At 72.9% G+C, this 16,287-nt stretch carries 16 protein-coding genes and 2 pseudogenes; 7 read left to right on the forward strand and 11 right to left on the reverse strand.

The genetic code is table 11. The annotated features are described in order from the left end of the window. Nucleotides 1-3: 3 nt before the first annotated feature. From Asera_RS05375 to Asera_RS05395, 5 genes are all read right to left on the reverse strand, one after another. Nucleotides 4-243, reverse strand: a complete 240-nt coding sequence (locus Asera_RS05375) for a MoaD/ThiS family protein (protein WP_035295881.1) — start codon at nt 241-243, stop codon at nt 4-6. A gap of 1 nt (nt 244) precedes the next feature. Continuing rightward, the gene (gene moaA, locus Asera_RS05380) at nt 245-1,258 is read right to left on the reverse strand and encodes a GTP 3',8-cyclase MoaA (RefSeq protein ID WP_030445224.1); all 1,014 of its coding nucleotides are present in this window, start codon (nt 1,256-1,258) and stop codon (nt 245-247) included. Nucleotides 1,259-1,372: 114 nt separating this feature from the next. Next, entirely contained in the window at nt 1,373-2,368 is a 996-nt protein-coding gene (locus tag Asera_RS05385) for an alpha/beta hydrolase (RefSeq protein ID WP_051802032.1), read from the reverse strand. Nucleotides 2,369-2,491: 123 nt separating this feature from the next. After that, nucleotides 2,492-2,746, reverse strand: a complete 255-nt coding sequence (locus tag Asera_RS05390; RefSeq protein WP_030445226.1) for a hypothetical protein — start codon at nt 2,744-2,746, stop codon at nt 2,492-2,494. A 176-nt stretch (nt 2,747-2,922) separates the two neighbouring features. After that, nucleotides 2,923-3,684 carry a GAF domain-containing protein gene (locus tag Asera_RS05395; protein ID WP_030445227.1) on the reverse strand — a complete coding sequence of 254 codons (762 nt, stop codon included), beginning with the start codon at nt 3,682-3,684 and terminating at the stop codon, nt 2,923-2,925. Between the two features lie 126 nt (nt 3,685-3,810). Between Asera_RS05395 and Asera_RS05400 the strand changes: the two genes are divergently transcribed. Beyond that, nucleotides 3,811-4,317 (forward strand): DoxX family membrane protein, encoded by a 507-nt coding sequence (locus Asera_RS05400; protein ID WP_051801967.1) that lies wholly within the window; start codon nt 3,811-3,813, stop codon nt 4,315-4,317. 85 nt (nt 4,318-4,402) lie between these two features. Then, nucleotides 4,403-4,852: an NUDIX domain-containing protein gene (locus tag Asera_RS05405; RefSeq protein ID WP_030445228.1), complete on the forward strand. Its 450-nt coding sequence runs from the start codon at nt 4,403-4,405 to the stop codon at nt 4,850-4,852. A 33-nt stretch (nt 4,853-4,885) separates the two neighbouring features. Here the strand turns inward: Asera_RS05405 and Asera_RS05410 are convergent, their stop codons facing one another. From Asera_RS05410 to moaC, 5 genes and pseudogenes are all read right to left on the reverse strand, one after another. Next, nucleotides 4,886-5,194 (reverse strand): hypothetical protein, encoded by a 309-nt coding sequence (locus Asera_RS05410; protein WP_157034703.1) that lies wholly within the window; start codon nt 5,192-5,194, stop codon nt 4,886-4,888. 398 nt (nt 5,195-5,592) lie between these two features. Next, nucleotides 5,593-6,021, reverse strand: coding sequence for a molybdenum cofactor biosynthesis protein MoaE (locus tag Asera_RS05415; RefSeq protein WP_425305939.1), 429 nt, complete (start codon nt 6,019-6,021; stop codon nt 5,593-5,595). Between the two features lie 31 nt (nt 6,022-6,052). Further along, nucleotides 6,053-7,240, reverse strand: a pseudogene (locus Asera_RS05420) (molybdopterin molybdotransferase MoeA); the annotation flags it as partial. 195 nt (nt 7,241-7,435) lie between these two features. Further along, nucleotides 7,436-7,942, reverse strand: a pseudogene (locus Asera_RS05425) (MogA/MoaB family molybdenum cofactor biosynthesis protein); the annotation flags it as partial. Further along, nucleotides 7,906-8,406 (reverse strand): cyclic pyranopterin monophosphate synthase MoaC, encoded by a 501-nt coding sequence (moaC, locus tag Asera_RS05430; protein WP_030445232.1) that lies wholly within the window; start codon nt 8,404-8,406, stop codon nt 7,906-7,908. The pseudogene Asera_RS05425 and the gene moaC, both read right to left, overlap by 37 nt. 1,100 nt (nt 8,407-9,506) lie before the next feature. On the opposite strand from moaC, the gene Asera_RS05435 reads away from it, so the two are divergent. The 5 genes from Asera_RS05435 to Asera_RS05455 all read left to right on the forward strand — a co-directional run bounded on the left by Asera_RS05435 (nt 9,507) and on the right by Asera_RS05455 (nt 15,332). Then, on the forward strand, nt 9,507-11,990 hold the full coding sequence (locus Asera_RS05435; protein WP_030445233.1) for a putative bifunctional diguanylate cyclase/phosphodiesterase: 2,484 nt from the start codon (nt 9,507-9,509) through the stop codon (nt 11,988-11,990). A 157-nt stretch (nt 11,991-12,147) separates the two neighbouring features. Then, nucleotides 12,148-13,464 carry a glycosyltransferase 87 family protein gene (locus Asera_RS05440; RefSeq protein ID WP_244843754.1) on the forward strand — a complete coding sequence of 439 codons (1,317 nt, stop codon included), beginning with the start codon at nt 12,148-12,150 and terminating at the stop codon, nt 13,462-13,464. Nucleotides 13,465-13,473: 9 nt separating this feature from the next. Further along, nucleotides 13,474-14,136: a phosphoribosyltransferase gene (locus tag Asera_RS05445; protein ID WP_051801969.1), complete on the forward strand. Its 663-nt coding sequence runs from the start codon at nt 13,474-13,476 to the stop codon at nt 14,134-14,136. Between the two features lie 78 nt (nt 14,137-14,214). Beyond that, the gene (locus Asera_RS33860; RefSeq protein ID WP_051801970.1) at nt 14,215-14,493 is read left to right on the forward strand and encodes a TFIIB-type zinc ribbon-containing protein; all 279 of its coding nucleotides are present in this window, start codon (nt 14,215-14,217) and stop codon (nt 14,491-14,493) included. An 86-nt stretch (nt 14,494-14,579) separates the two neighbouring features. Next, complete coding sequence (locus tag Asera_RS05455) at nt 14,580-15,332, forward strand: FadR/GntR family transcriptional regulator (RefSeq protein WP_244843755.1); 753 nt, start codon at nt 14,580-14,582, stop codon at nt 15,330-15,332. A gap of 25 nt (nt 15,333-15,357) precedes the next feature. Here Asera_RS05455 and Asera_RS05460 read toward each other — a convergent pair whose 3' ends face one another. Beyond that, a complete protein-coding gene (locus tag Asera_RS05460; RefSeq protein WP_030445238.1) occupies nt 15,358-16,206 on the reverse strand; it encodes a helix-turn-helix transcriptional regulator in 849 nt (282 codons plus the stop codon). Nucleotides 16,207-16,287: the final 81 nt, after the last annotated feature.

Below are 16,287 nucleotides of genomic sequence, written 5' to 3' on the forward strand. Positions count from 1 at the left end.
GTGTCAGCCGCCGGCGAACGGGGGGAGCACGTCCACCGTGCAGCCGACCCGCAACCTCGCCTGATGGTCGTGTGCGGCGACGCCGTCGACCAGGAACGACGCCGCGCCGAGGACCCGGCCGAGCCCGTCGCCGTGCCGGTCGGCGAGGCCGGTCAGCAGCTCACCGAGGCTGTCGGCCCGCACCTGCTCGCTGGCCGTACCGGCGGCGGCGCGGGCACCGGCGAAGTAACGAACGGTGACCACCTCAGCCGCCGATCGCGGACATCGGCCGGGACGGCTGCAGGAACGACGGATCGTTGATCGCGTGCCCCGGCGCCTTGCCCCACATCGCCGTCCGCCAGGCCGCCGCGAGCTCCTCGTCGGTGGCGCCGCCGCGCAGCCCGCCACGCAGATCGGCCTCGTCCCGGCTGAACAGGCACGACCGCACCTGCCCGTCGGCGGTCAACCGGGTCCGGTCGCAGTCACCGCAGAACGGCCGGGTCACCGAGGCGACGATGCCGACCCGGGCCGGGCCGCCATCCACCAGCCAGGTCTGCGCCGGAGCGCTGCCTCGCTCTCGGTCGTCCGGCGCCAGCTCGTGCCGGGACGACAGCCAGGCCAGGATCTCGTCCGCGGTGACCATCCGGTCCCGCCGCCAACCGTGCTGGGCGTCCAGTGGCATCTGCTCGATGAACCGCAGCTCCAGCCCGTGTTCCAGCGCGTAGTCGAGCAGCTCGGGCGCCTCGTCCTCGTTGAGGTCCCGCAACAGCACCGTGTTGACCTTCACGGGGGTCATTCCGGCCTCGGCCGCCGCGGCGATCCCGGCCAGCACGTCGGGCAGCCGGCGCCGGTGGGCCAGCGTCTCGAACCGGTCCGGCCGCAGCGTGTCCAGCGAGACGTTCACCCGGTCCAGCCCGGCCGCGCGCAGCGGCCCGGCCAGCCGAGCCAGCCCGATCCCGTTCGTGGTCAACGCCAGCTCCGGCCGCGGCGACAGCGTCGCCAGCTCGGTGACGATGTCGACGAGCCCCGGCCGCAGCAACGGCTCACCGCCGGTCAACCGGACCTGCCGCACGCCCAACCGCTCCACGGCGATCCGGCACAACCGGACCACCTCGGCGTCGGTCAGCAACTCCTGCCGGGGCAGCCAGGGCAACCCCTCCGGCGGCATGCAGTAGCTGCACCGCAGGTTGCACCGATCGGTCAACGACACCCGCAGATCGGTCGCCACCCGACCAAACTGGTCGACCAGCGTCAACGCCTTACGAGTCTCGACCGTCACCCCCCGACCGTATCGCGCGCCGGGGGTCTGTTCCAGGATCCCGCCAGTTGGCGGCACCCTGGTGCCACCGTTCCGGGCCCTGGCGAAACCCCCGAGGGGTGTTTGAGCAGACCCTCAGGCCGGGAGGTACGCGTCCAGCCAGCGCGCGGTCTCCGCGTAGACCCGTTCGCGGACCGGCTTGGCCGAGAGCACCAGGTCGTGCATTCCGCCCTCGATCCGGAGCAGCGTCACGTGCCGACCGAGCTTCGGCGACCAGCGGGCGATCTGGTCGGCGTCCAGGACGGTGTCGAACCGCTGCGCCTCCTCGTTCCAGCTGCGCGGGAACCGGCTGCCGGTCGAGCACATCACCAGGACGGGGCAGCGGATGTCGAGCCCGTAGTGCACCCACCGGTGGGCCCGGCGCACCGCTCGGAACCAGCCGGCCCGGACCGGGAACCCGCCCAGCGGCTTCCAGACGGTGTCGAAGTCCCATTCGCCGTGCTGCTCGTGGTGCAGGCTGTACCCGTACACCCCGGCCTCGTTGGCCCGGACCACCGCGCTCGGCTTGAGCTTGCCGATCACGTCGAGTGCCTCGGTGCCCGGCGTGCGCACCAGCCAGGAACCCTGCATGTCCAGCCACGGGCTGTTCAGGACCACGGCGTCGATCAGGCCGCGCTCGCGCACCCAGTGCGCCCAGATCGCGGCGATCAGGCCGCCGGTGGAGTGCGCGTTCAGCATCACCCGCCGGGCGCCGTGCTCGGCCCGGATGATCCGCACCGCCTCGTCCAGCTCGGCGAAGTAGTCGCGCAGGTCGGTGATGTATCCGGGGGTCTGGTGCTCGCGCAGCGAGCGACCGTACTTGCGCAGGTCGAGCGCGAAGAAGTCGCTGCCCCGGGCGGTGTGGAAGTCGGCCAGCTCGGTCTGGAAGAAGTAGTCGGAGAACCCGTGCAGGTAGAGCACGGCGTCACCGGTCGGCGTGGCGGTGGGGCGGTGGTGCACCAGGGTGGCGACGACCTCGCCCTCGTCGTCGTCGGGCAGCGGGATGGTCCGGGCCGTGTAGCCGGACCCGAGCACGTCGTCGGCCGGCTCGTCCGAGATCGGCAGGGCGCGCTCGGTCACCTCGTCGCTCATGCCGCACAGTGTGCCACCGGACGGCACGTACGCCACGAATGCGTTGCGGCGGATCACAGGCACCGCAACGGTCTGCCACGGCCGAACCACGCCGTGCCGGTAGTGGGCGCGCGACGGACGGGCTCAGTGCACGGCGGCGAGGCGAAGGCGGCTCCACAGCGGCAACCGGGTGCGCTGCGCCTTCTTCTCGGACAGCTCGCGCTGCACGTCGGCCTTGGCCTTCTTGCCGGCCCAGCTGCGGGCGTCGGCGAAGTATCCCTTGGGGTCCTTGAGCAGGCGGGAGGCGCGGTCGCGCGGACTCTGGTCGACATCCCGCGCCTCGTCGTGTGCGGTCGAACCGAGGAACGGCGCGCCGCATGCTTCGATCAAGCTCGACACCGGAGACCCCCATCCAGAACCGATCGGGTCCAGCCTGCCATGACCTCGCCGACGTCGCCAACGCAACGGCGTTCGTCCGCACGTTGCCACGCACACTAATGCGCACTTGTCGAGTGGACTGTCCTAGATCCGTCAGCTCCGAGCCTTGAAATCCGCCCGTTCGTGTGAGCGGGCGATCACCGGTTCAACCCGGCCGCCAGCAGCTCGCCCAGCAGCCGGACCAGCTCGCGGTCCTGGTCGTGCAGCGCGCCGCACTCCTCGGTGTCCACGGTCAGCAGGCCGAACTGGCGCCGCGCGGTCACCACCGGTACGCAGATCAGCGACCGGTGCTTGTGGTCGTCGGTGACCCAGCCGGGCGGCGCCTGCACGGTCAGGTCCGGGTAGAAACCGTCGGTGTCGGTGTCGATCAGGTGGAACGCGGCGTCGCCCAGCGGGGTACCGGCGACGAACTCGACGGTGCCCGGCTCGGCCCGGCCGTAGTAGCCGACCAGCTCCAGCCGGCGGCTGCGGCCACCGACCGCACGGAAGTAGCAGGCCCGCGCGCCGTCCGGGGCGACGAGCTCGCACGCGGCGGCGAGGACGATCTGGCGGGCCTGTCCCTGCAGCTGGTCCAGGTCACCGCCGCGCGGCCGGGCATCGCTGATCTCGCCCAGCAGGTACGCGAGCGGGGTGAGGACCCGGCCGACCACGATGCGCATCTGCTGGGTGGCGCGTTCGGCGATCTGCCGGGCGTCGGTGGCCCGCACCGACGCGGCGCGCTCGGCGTACATCGGCAGGCCGACGGAGACGGCGGTGAACGCGGCCGCGCCGGCGAGCAGCAGCCAGAAGGGCCAGCCGGCCGTCTGGCTCGCCGCCGAGCCCAGAGCGAACGCGCCTACCGCCGAGCAGATCGCGATCGGACGGTAATGGCAGACAACCCCGGACGAAAGGCGCGACATAATGCCACTTACCGTAGCCGCACGGTACGACAAGAGTCACTCCCCGGGAGTTGCGACACGGGTCACGGGCCGGCGAATCGTACATTGTCTGATTGATCCGAGCCGATCGGCGGTATGAAAACAGGTATGAAGCCGGTACGGAGCCTCGCCCACGCCATGCTCGCCTCGGTGTTCGTGTCGGGCGGGATACACACCCTGCTGCACCCCGAACACGCGGCCAAACAGGCCGAGCCGGTGAGCGCGCGGCTCGCCGCCGCCACCGAGCACACCGCGCCGTGGTTGCCCACCGGTCCGGTCGCCGTGGTACGGGCGAACGCGGCGGTCCAGGTGGGCGGCGCGGCGCTGCTCGCGAGCGGCCGACTGCCCCGGCTGGCGGCGCTCGCGCTGGCCGCCTCGCTGGTGCCGACGACCGTCGTAGGGCACGCCTGGTGGCGCTACCAGGACCCGGCCCAGCGGTCCAACCACCGCAACCACTTCCTCAAGAACGTGGCGATCCTCGGTGGTCTGGCGCTGACCGCGGTGGACACCCAGGGTCGACCGGGGCTGGGTTGGCGCGCCTCGCACGCCACCGAGACCGCGGCGAAGCGGGTCGGCCGGCTGCGCCGCCGCGCCGTCGAGCGCGTCACGCCCTGACCGCTCGTACCGCCCGGCCACGAACCGCGCGGCGACGCCCGGCGGCACTCGGTTTCCGGCAACCGATCGGCTACGCTTCGCTGGCATGGCGCCCATCGGACACCGCATCGCGTTGATGGTTGTCGTCGGCCGTGGCGGTGCGCTGTTGATGCAGCTGCGCGACGCCGCCGCCCGGGTCGACCCGAGCCGGTGGTCACCACCCGGCGGCCACGTGGAATCCGGTGAGACCGCGGAGCAGGCGGCCCGGCGCGAGTTGACCGAGGAGACCGCGCTGACCGCGACCGGACCGGTGCACCCGGTGGCGGAGGGGACCATGCCCGACCGGGTCAGCCCCGGCCGGGTGGTCGCCTGGCACGTGTTCGCCACCGCGCTGCCCGTCACCCGCGACGACGTGCGGCTGGGCGAGGGGCAGGCGCTGGAGTTCGTCGCGGCGGACAAGGTGCCGCAGTTGGACCTGACCGACATCGCCCGCCAGGTGCTGCCGCCGTTCCTCGGCTCCGACGCCTACCGCCGGCTGGCCGCGGCGACCGAGTGACCGAACGCGACAGCCTGCCGCCGAGTCGTCGACTCAGCGCTGGGCGATCGGCGGTTCCGGGGTCGGCCACAGCGGCGGGAACGCCTTGTCCTCGGCCAGGTAGTCGGCCACCGGGCGGTTGGAACTGCGCAGCATCGCCGCGTAGTCGAGCCGCGCGTTGCGCTCCTCGTCGAGGATCTGACCGACCTCCTCGGTCGACCCGCTGCCCAGTTCCAACATGCTGTGCACCTGCTGGACCGACTGCCACCAGCGCCGGTAGGCATCCATCAGCCCACGCGCGACCAGTGGTGGATCATCCTGGACTGCCGTTTCGGCGGCAGCCTGCGTCGCAACCATGCTCATCTGCACTCCCCCCACATGCATTCCACCATCGGGCGGCGATGGCGCCGGTTGCGGACTCCGCCCCCGGAGTCACCTCAAACCGAAACGCCGCCCACCGGGCGCTCGCCGTTCCAACACCGAACCATGTGCACTGTCTGGTCGACACCCGAACCGAGCCGGGCGGCAAGCCGCATAGTACGACGTGCCAACCAGCGACACCATAGGCCGCCGGACGGCGCGATGGGTAACACAATGGCCCCGTTGGAGGGAAGCGGAGGTCAAGTGTCGGGTTTCTGACCCAACGGCGCGAATCGGTGCGCTAACGCGTTAGAGCATCGTTACCGTTCGACGCGACGGAAAGCTGCCGGCCGCCACGATAACCCGTCATCGTGCAACCGTCCATTCCGGACAGAGGCGCGTCAGGGGCAGTTGACCCACTCGTCGGTACCGTCCGCGAACAGCTGGTGCTTCCACACCGGTAGGTGCGCCTTCACCTCGTCCACCAGCTGCCGGCAGGCGTCGAACGCGGCCCCCCGGTGCGCGCAGGCGACCGCCACCACCAGCGCCGCGTCCCCGATCGCGAGCGGGCCGACCCGGTGCCCGACCGCCACCGCCTGCAGCTCCGGGCAGTGCACCACCACGTCGGCCACCACCTTGCCCAGCACGTCGGCCGCGCTCGGATGCCCTTCGTACGTCAGCTCCCGGACGGTACGACCGTGGTCGTGGTCGCGCACCACGCCGGCGAACGAGACCACCGCCCCCGCGGCACTGCGGGACACCGCTTCCTCGAACTCCGCCGGTACCAGCGGTTTCTCGGTCACCTCGACCCGGACCAGCTCGGTCACCACGACACCTCCCGGGCACCCCCGCGGGGCGCGGTCATGGCCGTTCCCCGGCACTGAGCGGGAACGGCAGGAACTCGGCCGGCTCGCCGGCGCGGCCGGTGGCGCCCGGCGGTACCAGCACGAAGCCGTCCGCCCAGGCGAGCCCGCGCAACATCGCCGATCCGTTGTGGGGCAAGGGGTACGCCAGTCCATCCGGTTCCAGCCGGGCGAGCGCGAGGTGGGTGTCGTCGCCGCGGCCGGCGATCTCGGCGCCGAGCCGGACCCGGCTCAACCGCGGCACCGATCGCCCGGTCAGCCCGGCGACCAGCGGCCACACCAGCGTCAGCAGACCGATCACGGCCGACTGCGGGTTGCCCGGCAACCCCGCCACGAACCGGCCGCCGGGAAGCTTGGCCAGCACCATCGGGAAGCCGGGCCGGACCGCGACGGTGTCCACCACGTACTCGGCGCCGAGCTGCGCGAGCGCCGGATGCAGGTGGTCGACCGGACCGCGCATGGTGCCGCCGGTGGTGCACACCAGCTCGTGCGAACCCGCCGCGGTCGCGATCGCCTCCACGTGCGCGTCGAGCGTGTCGCCGACCGGCGTCAGCCGAGCGGAAACCGTTGGCAGCGCACCGATCCGCGCCAACCAGCCGGGCAGTTGCGGGCCGAGCGAGTCGCGCACCAGGCCGCGACCCGGCAGGCCCTCGGTGAGCAACTCGTCACCGAACACCAGCACCGTGGCGCGGGGCGGGCGGCGCACCAGCAGGTCATCGTGCCCGCACTGGGCGGCGACGCCGACCACCCCGGGCGTCACCGGGGTACCGGCCGGGAGCAGTTCCTCGCCCTTGACCGCCTCCTCGCCCGGGACCCGCCACTCCGGCGTCGGCCTGCGCGGCTGGCCGGAGACCAGGCCGTCGGCGCTCCGGGTCGAGTCCTCGACCCGGATGATCTGGTCGGCACCGGGCGGCACCATCGCACCGGTGGCGATCTCCACCGCCATACCGTCGGCCAGCGCGACCGCGACCTGGCCGGCGAGCACCCGGCCGGACACCCGCCACGGCCCCGCCCCACGCACCGCGTACCCGTCCACGCTGGCCGTGGTGAACGCCGGCAACGGGGTACGGGCCCGGACCGGTTCGGCGAGGGTCGCGCCGGTGGCGTCGGCCAGCGCCAGCCGGACCGGCTCCGGCGGTGCCGCCGCCCCGGCGGTATGTGCGGCGGTCCGGGCCGCCGCCCAGCCGACGGCACCGTCGCCATCGGCGCCGGTGCCGGGAGCCCCCGTTCCCGGACCGCCGGCAGCACTGGCGCCGGGCTTTCCGGCAGCGCTGGCACGCGAACCGCTCGCCGCGCCGGTGGCGGGGCCGCCGGGAGCCAGCGACGTGGTCGGCTCGCCGGCGCCCGGCGACGTGGCGGTCGGCCCGTCCGGTGAGCGCGGATGGTCGCCGCCCCGGAGCTGGTCGACCGCGTGGGCCAGGATCGGGCCGAGTACGACGAGGCCGTCGGCGACGGCACCGCGCGAACCGGCCAGGTTGACCACCAGGGTGCGGCCGGCGACGCCGGCGATGCCGCGGGACAGCGCCGCGGTCGGCACCTTTCCCACCCCGTACGCCCGGACCGCCTCGGCGATGCCGGGGATCTGGTAGTCGACCACCCGGGCGGTCGCCTCCGGGGTGCGATCGGTGGCGGAGACGCCGGTACCGCCGGTCGTGAGGACGACGTCCACCCGCGCGGCGACCGCCTCGCGCAGGGCCCGCTCGACCGGGTCCCCGTCCGGTACCACCACCGGCTCGGCCACCGTGGCGCCCAGCTGGCGCAGCCCGTCGACGAGCACCGGCCCGGTGGTGTCGGCGTACCCGCCGGACGAGGCGCGGTTGGAGGCCACGATGACCCGGGCCTGGAAGTCGGTCACGGCTGCCTCCCGTCGTCGGCCGGGCGGATCCAGGTACCGGTCTTGCCGCCGTCCTTGCGCAGCACCCGGACCGCGTCGATGCGCGCCGCCGGGTCGACCGCCTTGATCATGTCGATCAGCGCGAGACCGGCGGCGAGCACCGAGGTCAGCGCCTCCATCTCGACGCCGGTGCGGTCCGCGGTCCGCACCGCCGCCCGTATGTCCACTGTGGACTCTTGTGGCTCGAGGTCGATGACCACGCCGTGGATGGCGATCGGATGGCACAGCGGGACGAGGTCCGGCGTGCGCTTCGCCGCCATGATGCCGGCGATCCGCGCCACCCCCAGCGCGTCGCCCTTGGCCAGTCCGTTCGTTCGGATCAGGTCGAGCACCTCGGTCGTGGAACGCACCACGCCGGCAGCGACGGCACTGCGGACGGTGACGTCCTTGCCGGAGACGTCCACCATCCGGGCCGCGCCCGTCTCGTCCACATGGGTCAGGCCGCTGGACTCGGTCACACGACGAGCCTACGCAGCCCGGCCGGCCTGGACCGACACGGCGGGCGAATCGGTACGCCCCACCGCGCCACCGGCGGGCCCGGCGCCCAGGGACCGAGCCGTTTCCTCCCAGGAAGTGATCATCTGTCATCCTTTTCGCACATGGCCCTGCCATAGACGGCTATCTATGCTGACGGTGTTCCTCCTGCCGGAGATGGCGGTGCCCCGGCCCGCCCCGCGACGCAACGGGCCGCATGCACCGGCCACGACGCGCGCGACGTTGGGGGGCGGTCGTGACGACGCCGCGAAAACGGGCATGCACCTCGCGCTCCTCGTACCGCGCCGCTGGGCTGCCGCCGACATGCGACCGCCGATGCACCGGCACACACTCCCGAGACGTACCGAAGGGGGTCCGTCGTGCGCGAACACAACTGGAGCTGAACAACCCGGGCAACGCCCCGACCAGCAGAAAGGGGCACGCCATGCGCGAACACAACTGGAGCTGAGGGCCTCGGACCCGTTCTGACCAGCGGAAGGGAGACCGCCGTGCGCGAGCACAACTGGAGCTGAGCCGATGTCGCAGCCGGCAACACGAGCAGGAAGGGGCACGCCATGCGCGAGCACAACTGGAGCTGAACACCTCGGACTCGCCCTGACCAGCGGAAAGGAGACCGCGATGCGCGAACACAACTGGAGCTGAGCCGATGTCGCAGCCGACAACACGAGCAGAAAGGGGCAGGCCATGCGCGAGCACAACTGGAGCTGACCCGCCGACACCGACACGACGAGCAGGAAGGACATCTCGTGCGCGAACACAACTGGAGCTGAGCCGATGTCGCAGCCGACAACACGAGCAGGAAGGGGCACGTCATGCGCGAGCACAACTGGAGCTGAACACCCGGACACCGTCCTGACCAGCGGAAAGGAGACCGCGATGCGCGAGCACAACTGGAGCTGACCGGCGCCCCATCGGCCATGTCGTACGAAAGGAGACGCCGTGCGTGAACACAACTGGACCTGACGACGAACTGTGGTGTTGTCGAACAGTCACTTACGTCGATCCGCGCATCCGCGTAGGATCTGCGCATCCGTCACCCGCTTCGCCCCGGGGACCTGCCACCGTGAGTACTGCCGACGCCGCCACGGCCCGCAACGCCACCCTGCGCCGCTACATCTTCGGACACGCCGCGCTGGCGCTCGGCGTGCTCCTGGTCGCCACCGCCAAGCTGCCCGGCCCGGCCGGCGCGCTGTGGCTCGCGGTGGGCATGCTCGCGCTGTACACGGTGGCCGGGCTGGCCCCGGTGCAGCTGCGGCTGCGCAGCCAGGGCGTGCAGTTCGCCTGGGGCGAGGCAGCCGTCATCATCGGGTTGGTCGTGCTGCCACCGAGCACGATGATCTGGGCGGCGGCGTTGGGGCGCCTCGCCGCCGAGCTGATCGGTCGCCGCCCCGCGGACAAGCTCACCCTCAACGTCGCGAAACAGGTCGTCGCGGTGACGGCGGCGGCAACCCTGAGCTACCTGGTGGCCGGCACCCGGGTGGATCCGTTCAGCGTGCGTGGCGCGGTCGCGCTGGTCGCCGCGACCGGGGTGTACGCGCTGTTCGCCGCGCTGTCGGTGAGCATCGCGATCGCCCTCGCCAACGGGACGCGGCTGCGGCTGATGCCGCTGCACCGGGTCGAGTTGATCGCGATCAGCGGCAACATCGCGATCGCGTTCCTCATCCTCGCCGTGCTGCGGTTCGACCCGCGGCTGCTGTTCGCGATCCCGCCGATGATCGTCTTCCTGCGGCTGGCCTACGCCTACCGGCTGCGCACGCACACCGAACGGGAGGCGTGGCAGCGGCTGGCCGCGGCGACCGACCGGTTCAGCGAGGTCGACCTGGCCCAGGTGTTGGGTACCGCGGTGACCGGCGCCGCCGAGCTGTTCGGCGCCGACGAGGTCGAGGTGCTGGTTCGGCTGGGTACCGAGCCGGACGGCCTGGTCCGCGGCGACGCGCAGGGCGTGTCCTGGGCGGGCCCGGCCGCCGACGCACCCGCCACCGGCGAGGCCGAGACGATCGAGACGCCGCTCGGCGGGACCGACGCCGACGCCGGACCGGGGGAGCTGCGGCTCCGGTTCGCGGGCACGGTGCGGCTGAGCGACAGCGAGCGGTACGCACTGCGTACCTTCGCCGCCGCCCTGGGCACCGCGCTGCGCAACGCGTACGCGTACGCCGAGGCGCAGCGACGCGCGGCCCGGCACGCCTACGACGCGGCGCACGATCCACTCACCGGCCTGGCCAACCGCCGGTACCTGCTGGACGTGGGCGAGCAGGTGCTGTCCGAGCGGCCGGCGCGCGGCACCCAGGCGATGGTGCTGATCGACCTGGACCACTTCAAGGAGGTCAACGACACCCTCGGGCACTCCGCCGGGGACGAGGTGTTGACCGCGATCGGCCGGCGGCTGGCCACCGCGGCCGGCGCCGACGACATCGTGGTACGGCTCGGGGGCGACGAGTTCGCGGTGCTGTTCGTGGCGCTGCCGGCGCCCGCGCTCGCGGTGCACCGGGCCCGGCAGATGCTGGCCACGCTGGACCCGCCGATCGAGGTCGACGGCATCCGCATCACCGTCGGCGGCAGCGCCGGCGTCGCGCTCGCCCCGGTCCAGGGCGGGGTCGGCGAGCTGCTGCGCCGCACCGACGTGGCGATGTACCAGGCGAAGCGGGAGGGCAGCCGGCTCGCCGAGTACGTCCGCCAGCGCGACACCGCCGACGTCGGCCGGCTCGCCCTCGGCGGTGAGCTGCGCGCGGCGCTGCACGGCAACCAGTTCGCCCTGCGGTACCTGCCGATCGTCGAGCTGAACTCAGGCCGGATCAGCGCCGCGGAGGCGCTCGCCCGGTGGGAACACCCGTACCGGGGGGAGATGGCGCCGCGGCAGTTCCTCACCGCGATCGAGCGCTCCGACCTGTTGCCGGAGTTCACCGAGCTGGTGCTGGACACCGCGCTGGAGGCCGCGTACCAGTGGGCCGAGGCCGGGCACCCGATCGGCGTCGCCGTGAACCTGTCCCCGCGCAGCCTGCTCGACCCGGACTTCCTGCGCGTCGTGCAGCGGCGGGTCACCGCGAGCGGGGTACCGCCCGAGCAGCTCACCCTGGAGCTGACCGAGACGCGCAACCTGAGCCGACTGGACGTCGTCGACGAGACCCTGCGCGGGCTGCGCGAGCTGGGGGTGCGCATCGCCCTGGACGACTTCGGTACCGGCAGCTCCTCGCTGGGCATGCTGGCCCGGGTGCCGGTGGACGAGCTGAAGATCGACCGCAGCTTCGTCGCCGGCCTGGTCACCTCGCCGGAGCCGGCCGCGGTGGTCCGCGCCGCGATCGACCTCGGCCGCAGCCTCGACCTGTCGGTGGTGGCCGAAGGGGTGGAGAGCCAGCGGCAGCGGGCGCTGCTGTTCGAGCTGGGCTGCCCGTGCGGCTCCGGCTACCTGTTCTCCCGGCCGGTGACCGACGCCAGGATCGGCGAACTGCTCGCGGCGGAGACCCCGCTGGCACCGCCGATGTCCGCGGACGCGCAGGTCATCCGCATCCCACCGGGCCGGCTGACCCGCAGCAACCGACACCGTCTGTAACCCGCGACCCCGAACCCGCGCCGGCGACCGTGCCGGTTCGGGCCACCACCGGCGCCGGGGCGGTTCCGGCCGTCGCCGGCCGGGGCGATCGGCGGTGCGGCGGGACGGGTCGTACCGGGAGTGCGAGGCCGGTGGGAGCGATGCCAGACTGACCGGCGTGACGCTGACCGGAATCGCCCGCGCAACGCACCGGGCCGGCCGGGGCACGGTGGTCGACATCGCGCTGTACGCGGTTTCCGCCGGCTATGCCGGCATCATCGCGTTCAACACCGGGATGCCGGCGCACGCCCAGTGGGGCCGGATCGCGGTGTTCGGCTACCTGGCGCTGACCGTGCTCGCCGTCGTCCAACGGTTCGCCGGCCGCGGCCTGGCCCGGCCCGCGGTACGCATGGTGCTGGTGTTCGCCGGCTGGGCCGCCACCACGCTGCTGCCACTGCTGATCGAGGCGGCCCAGCGGGCCGCCGGTGCCAGCGGCCGGGCTCAGGACGAGGTGACCGTCGTCGAGATGGCCGGGGCACGGCTCGTCGACACCGGCAGCCCGTACCTGTCCCACGACGGCATCGTCGGCGCGCTGCCGTCGCTCGGCTACCTCGCCTACGTGCCGTACAACCCGGGCATCGCGGTGTTCGGGCTGCCCCGGCGGTACGCGGGGGACCAGTGGTGGACCGACGCCCGGGTCGGCTTCGCCCTGGTGACCGCCGCCGCGATCGTCGCCGCCCTGGTACTGCTGCGCCGGCTCGCCCCCGCCTCGGTACTGGTCCGCGCCGCGCAGGTGGCGACGCTGTTCCCGGTCTGCGCGCTGACCCTGGCCACCGGCGGCGACGACCTGCCGGTACTCGCGCTGTGCCTGCTCGGGCTCGCCTTCGCGGTCCGCGCGCGGGTGGACGACCGGGGTGGCGCCGTCTGGTGGTTGCTGTCCGGTCTGGTCGTCGGCGACGCCGCGGCGATGAAGCTGTTCGCCCTGCCGGTACTGGTGGTGCTGGCGGTGTTCGTCGGGTTCCGGGCCGGCGGCCGGTCGCTCGGCTGGTACCTGACGCCGGCACTGGCCCTGCCGGTCGTCACGCTCGGCCCGATCGCGCTGCGCGACCCGGACGGGGTGCTGGAGAACCTGGTCCGCTACCCGCTCGGGCGCGGCCTGGCCGAGAGCCCCGCCGCGAGCAACCTGCCCGGCCACCTGATCGCCGTCCTGCTACCGGGCGGGCAGGTCGTCGCGGCCGGCCTGCTGGTCGCGGCCGGCCTGGCGTTCGTGATCCACCTGCTGGTCCGGCCGCCGGCCGATGTCGCCACCGTGGCGTGGCGGGTGACCGCGGCGATGCTGCTCGCGATCTGCCTGGCGCCGGCGACCCGGTTCGGCTACCTGCTCTACCCCGCCGCGTACGCGGTCTGGGCGGTGGCACTGCGCATACCCCGCGAACCGGTCGACAAGGTACGGCATGTCGGCGTTCGAGTCGCGACCGCGATGGATCCGGCGTAGACAGGAGAGATGCGGTCGCGACCCCGACATCGGCTCGCCGGCCCGGTCGTCGACCGGACATACCGGGACCGGCGGGAGGCGGGTGCCGCGCTCGCGGCGCTGCTCGGCTGGCACGCCGGCCACACCGACGTCGTCGTACTCGGGCTGGCCCGGGGCGGGATGCCGGTGGCCGCCGAGGTCGCCGGCCGGCTCGGCACCCCGCTGGACGTACTGGTGGTGCGCAAGCTCGGCGTGCCGTGGGCGCCGGAGGTGGCGTTCGGCGCGATCGGGCCGGACGAGGTCGTGGTGTTCACCGAGTTCGCCGACCGCCTGTCCGTCGACGAGATCGACACCGTGATCGCCACCGAACGCGACGAGCTGGCCCGGCAGGACGCCCGCTACCACGCCGACCACCCGGCTGCGGACCTGTCCGGCCGCACCGCCGTACTGGTCGACGACGGCCTGGCGACCGGCGCGACGGCGCGGGCCGCGGTCGAGGTGGCCCGGCGCCGCGGCGCCACCACCACCGTGCTCGGCGTACCGGTCGCCGCACCCGACGCGGCCCGGTCGCTGGCGACGGTCGTGGACGAGCTGGTCTGCCCGTACCGGCCGGAGAACTTCGACGCGGTCGGCCGGTTCTACCAGGACTTCCGGCAGATCTCCGATGCCGAGGTGCACGGACTGCTGAGCTGACCCCGCCGCGGCCGCGCAACCTCAACGGAGCCTTATCGGGCTTGGTGGATCGGCTGATCGCTCGGCTACCGTTGCCCGATGGATCTGATCTGCCCGAAGTGCCAAGGACAGATGCGCCAGTACGAACGCAACGGCGTCACCGTCGACCAGTGCACCGACTGCCGCGGCCTGTTCCTCGACCGCGGCGAGCTGGAACACCTGATCAACGCCGAGCAGGGCTGGTACGGCCCGGGCGACCACCAACGGCCACACGACGCGCGCGGCCGGCAGGAAACCCGCCGGTACGATGAGCGACGCCACCCGGACCATGGGCAGCGCCGGAAGCGCCGCAGCTTCCTCGAGGACCTGTTCGACTAGACGAGCCATCGCAGGCTCGGCACGCCGCGGCGTCAGCGGGCGCCGCGGCGCGCCGGGTGCGCCGACCAACCGCACCGCGCGCGGTCGTGGAGACGGGGGCCCGGCTGCCGCGGGGCACCGCCCGGCAGCTGGAGGGCTGGATGGCGCTGACCGACGAGGCGATCAACCGGATCAAGAACATGATCACGTCCGGTGAGCTGCGCCCCGGTGACCGGCTGCCCAAGGAAGCCGACCTCGCCGACCGGCTCGGCCTGTCCCGCAACTCGTTGCGCGAGGCGGTCCGCGCGCTGTCGCTGATCCACGTGCTCGACGTGCGGCAGGGCGACGGCACCTACGTCACCAGCCTGGAACCGCAGCTGCTGCTGGAGACGATGAGCTTCGTCGTCGACTTCCACCGGGACGACAGCATCCGCCAGTTCCTGGAGATCCGGCACATCCTCGAACCGGCCGCCACCGAACTCGCCACCCGGCGGATGACCGACCAGCAGCTCGAAACGCTCGGCGCCATCCTGGCCGAGCTGCCGGACGACCCCAGCGTCGACGAGCTGGTCGCGAACGACCTGCGGTTCCACCGCGAGATCGCCGTCGGCGCCGGCAATCCGTCCCTGGCCAGCCTGCTGGAGAGCCTGTCCGCCCCGACCGTACGGGCCAGGGTCTGGCGCGGCCTCACCCAGGAAGGCGCCGTGCAGCGCACCCGGGAACAGCACGCCGCGATCCACGCCGCCATGGTCAGCCGCAGCCCGGACGTGGCCCGCGCCTGGGCGACCGTTCACGTGGCCGGGGTGGAGGACTGGCTGCACCAGACGCTCACCGAACCCCAGGCCACCGCCGCCGACTGACGTCGCCGCGAGCCGGTGGTGGTCGTCAGCCGACGGCGGTCGGGGTCGCCTCCCGGGCGATCGTGTCCAGCACCCGCTGCGACACCTCGTCGGCCGCCCGGTACAGCACGACGCGCAGGTCCGGCTCCGACATCGGCAGCAGCACCTCGTAGTCGACCGTGAGCGGGCCGAACTCCGGGTGCAGCATCGGCTTGCGGCCCCGCCCGTTCACCCGGACCGCATGCAGCTCCCACAGCCGGGCGAACTCCGGGCTGGCCGAGACCAGCTCGTCCAGCAGCGCGGCCAGCTCCGCATCGTCCGGATGCGCGGCCCAGGCGGCCCGCAGATCGGCGATGCCCTCCCGGATCACCCGCTCCCGCTCCACGTAGAAATGCTCGAACCGGCTATCCATCAGGCACAACCGCATCGTGTTCAACGACTGCGCCGGCAGCGTGTCCAGCCCCAGCATCACCCGGCTCATCTCGGCGTTCCACGCCAGCACGTCGAAGCGGTGGTCGATCAGCATCGCCGGCAGCGGCGACAGGTCGTGCACCAACCGGGCCGCCGCCGCCGGGAACACCGGCCGATCCGACGGCCGGTCCGCGGGACGCTGCCGGACCAGATCGAACAGGTACGACCGCTCGTCGGTGGTCAGCCGCAGGGCCCGGCACAACGCCTCCAGCACCTCCGCGGACGGCCGCAACCCGCGCGCCTGCTCCAGCCGCACCACGTAGTCGACGCTCACGTTCGCCAGCTCCGCGACCTCCTCGCGGCGCAGCCCCGGCGTACGCCGGCGTCCCGTCACCGGCAGCCCCACCTCGGCCGGGGTCAGCCGCTCCCGCCTGGTCCGCAGGAATGCCGCCAACTCCGCACTGACGTCCACCGTCTCCGTCATGCACCCAGCCTACGAGCCGCCGGGCACGCCGCCGACCACCAGCGACCCTGCCGCCCGGCGCCGGCCGTGCCTCGGGCCCAG

It is taken from the genome of Actinocatenispora sera, assembly GCF_018324685.1.
Classification (GTDB): domain Bacteria; phylum Actinomycetota; class Actinomycetes; order Mycobacteriales; family Micromonosporaceae; genus Actinocatenispora; species Actinocatenispora sera.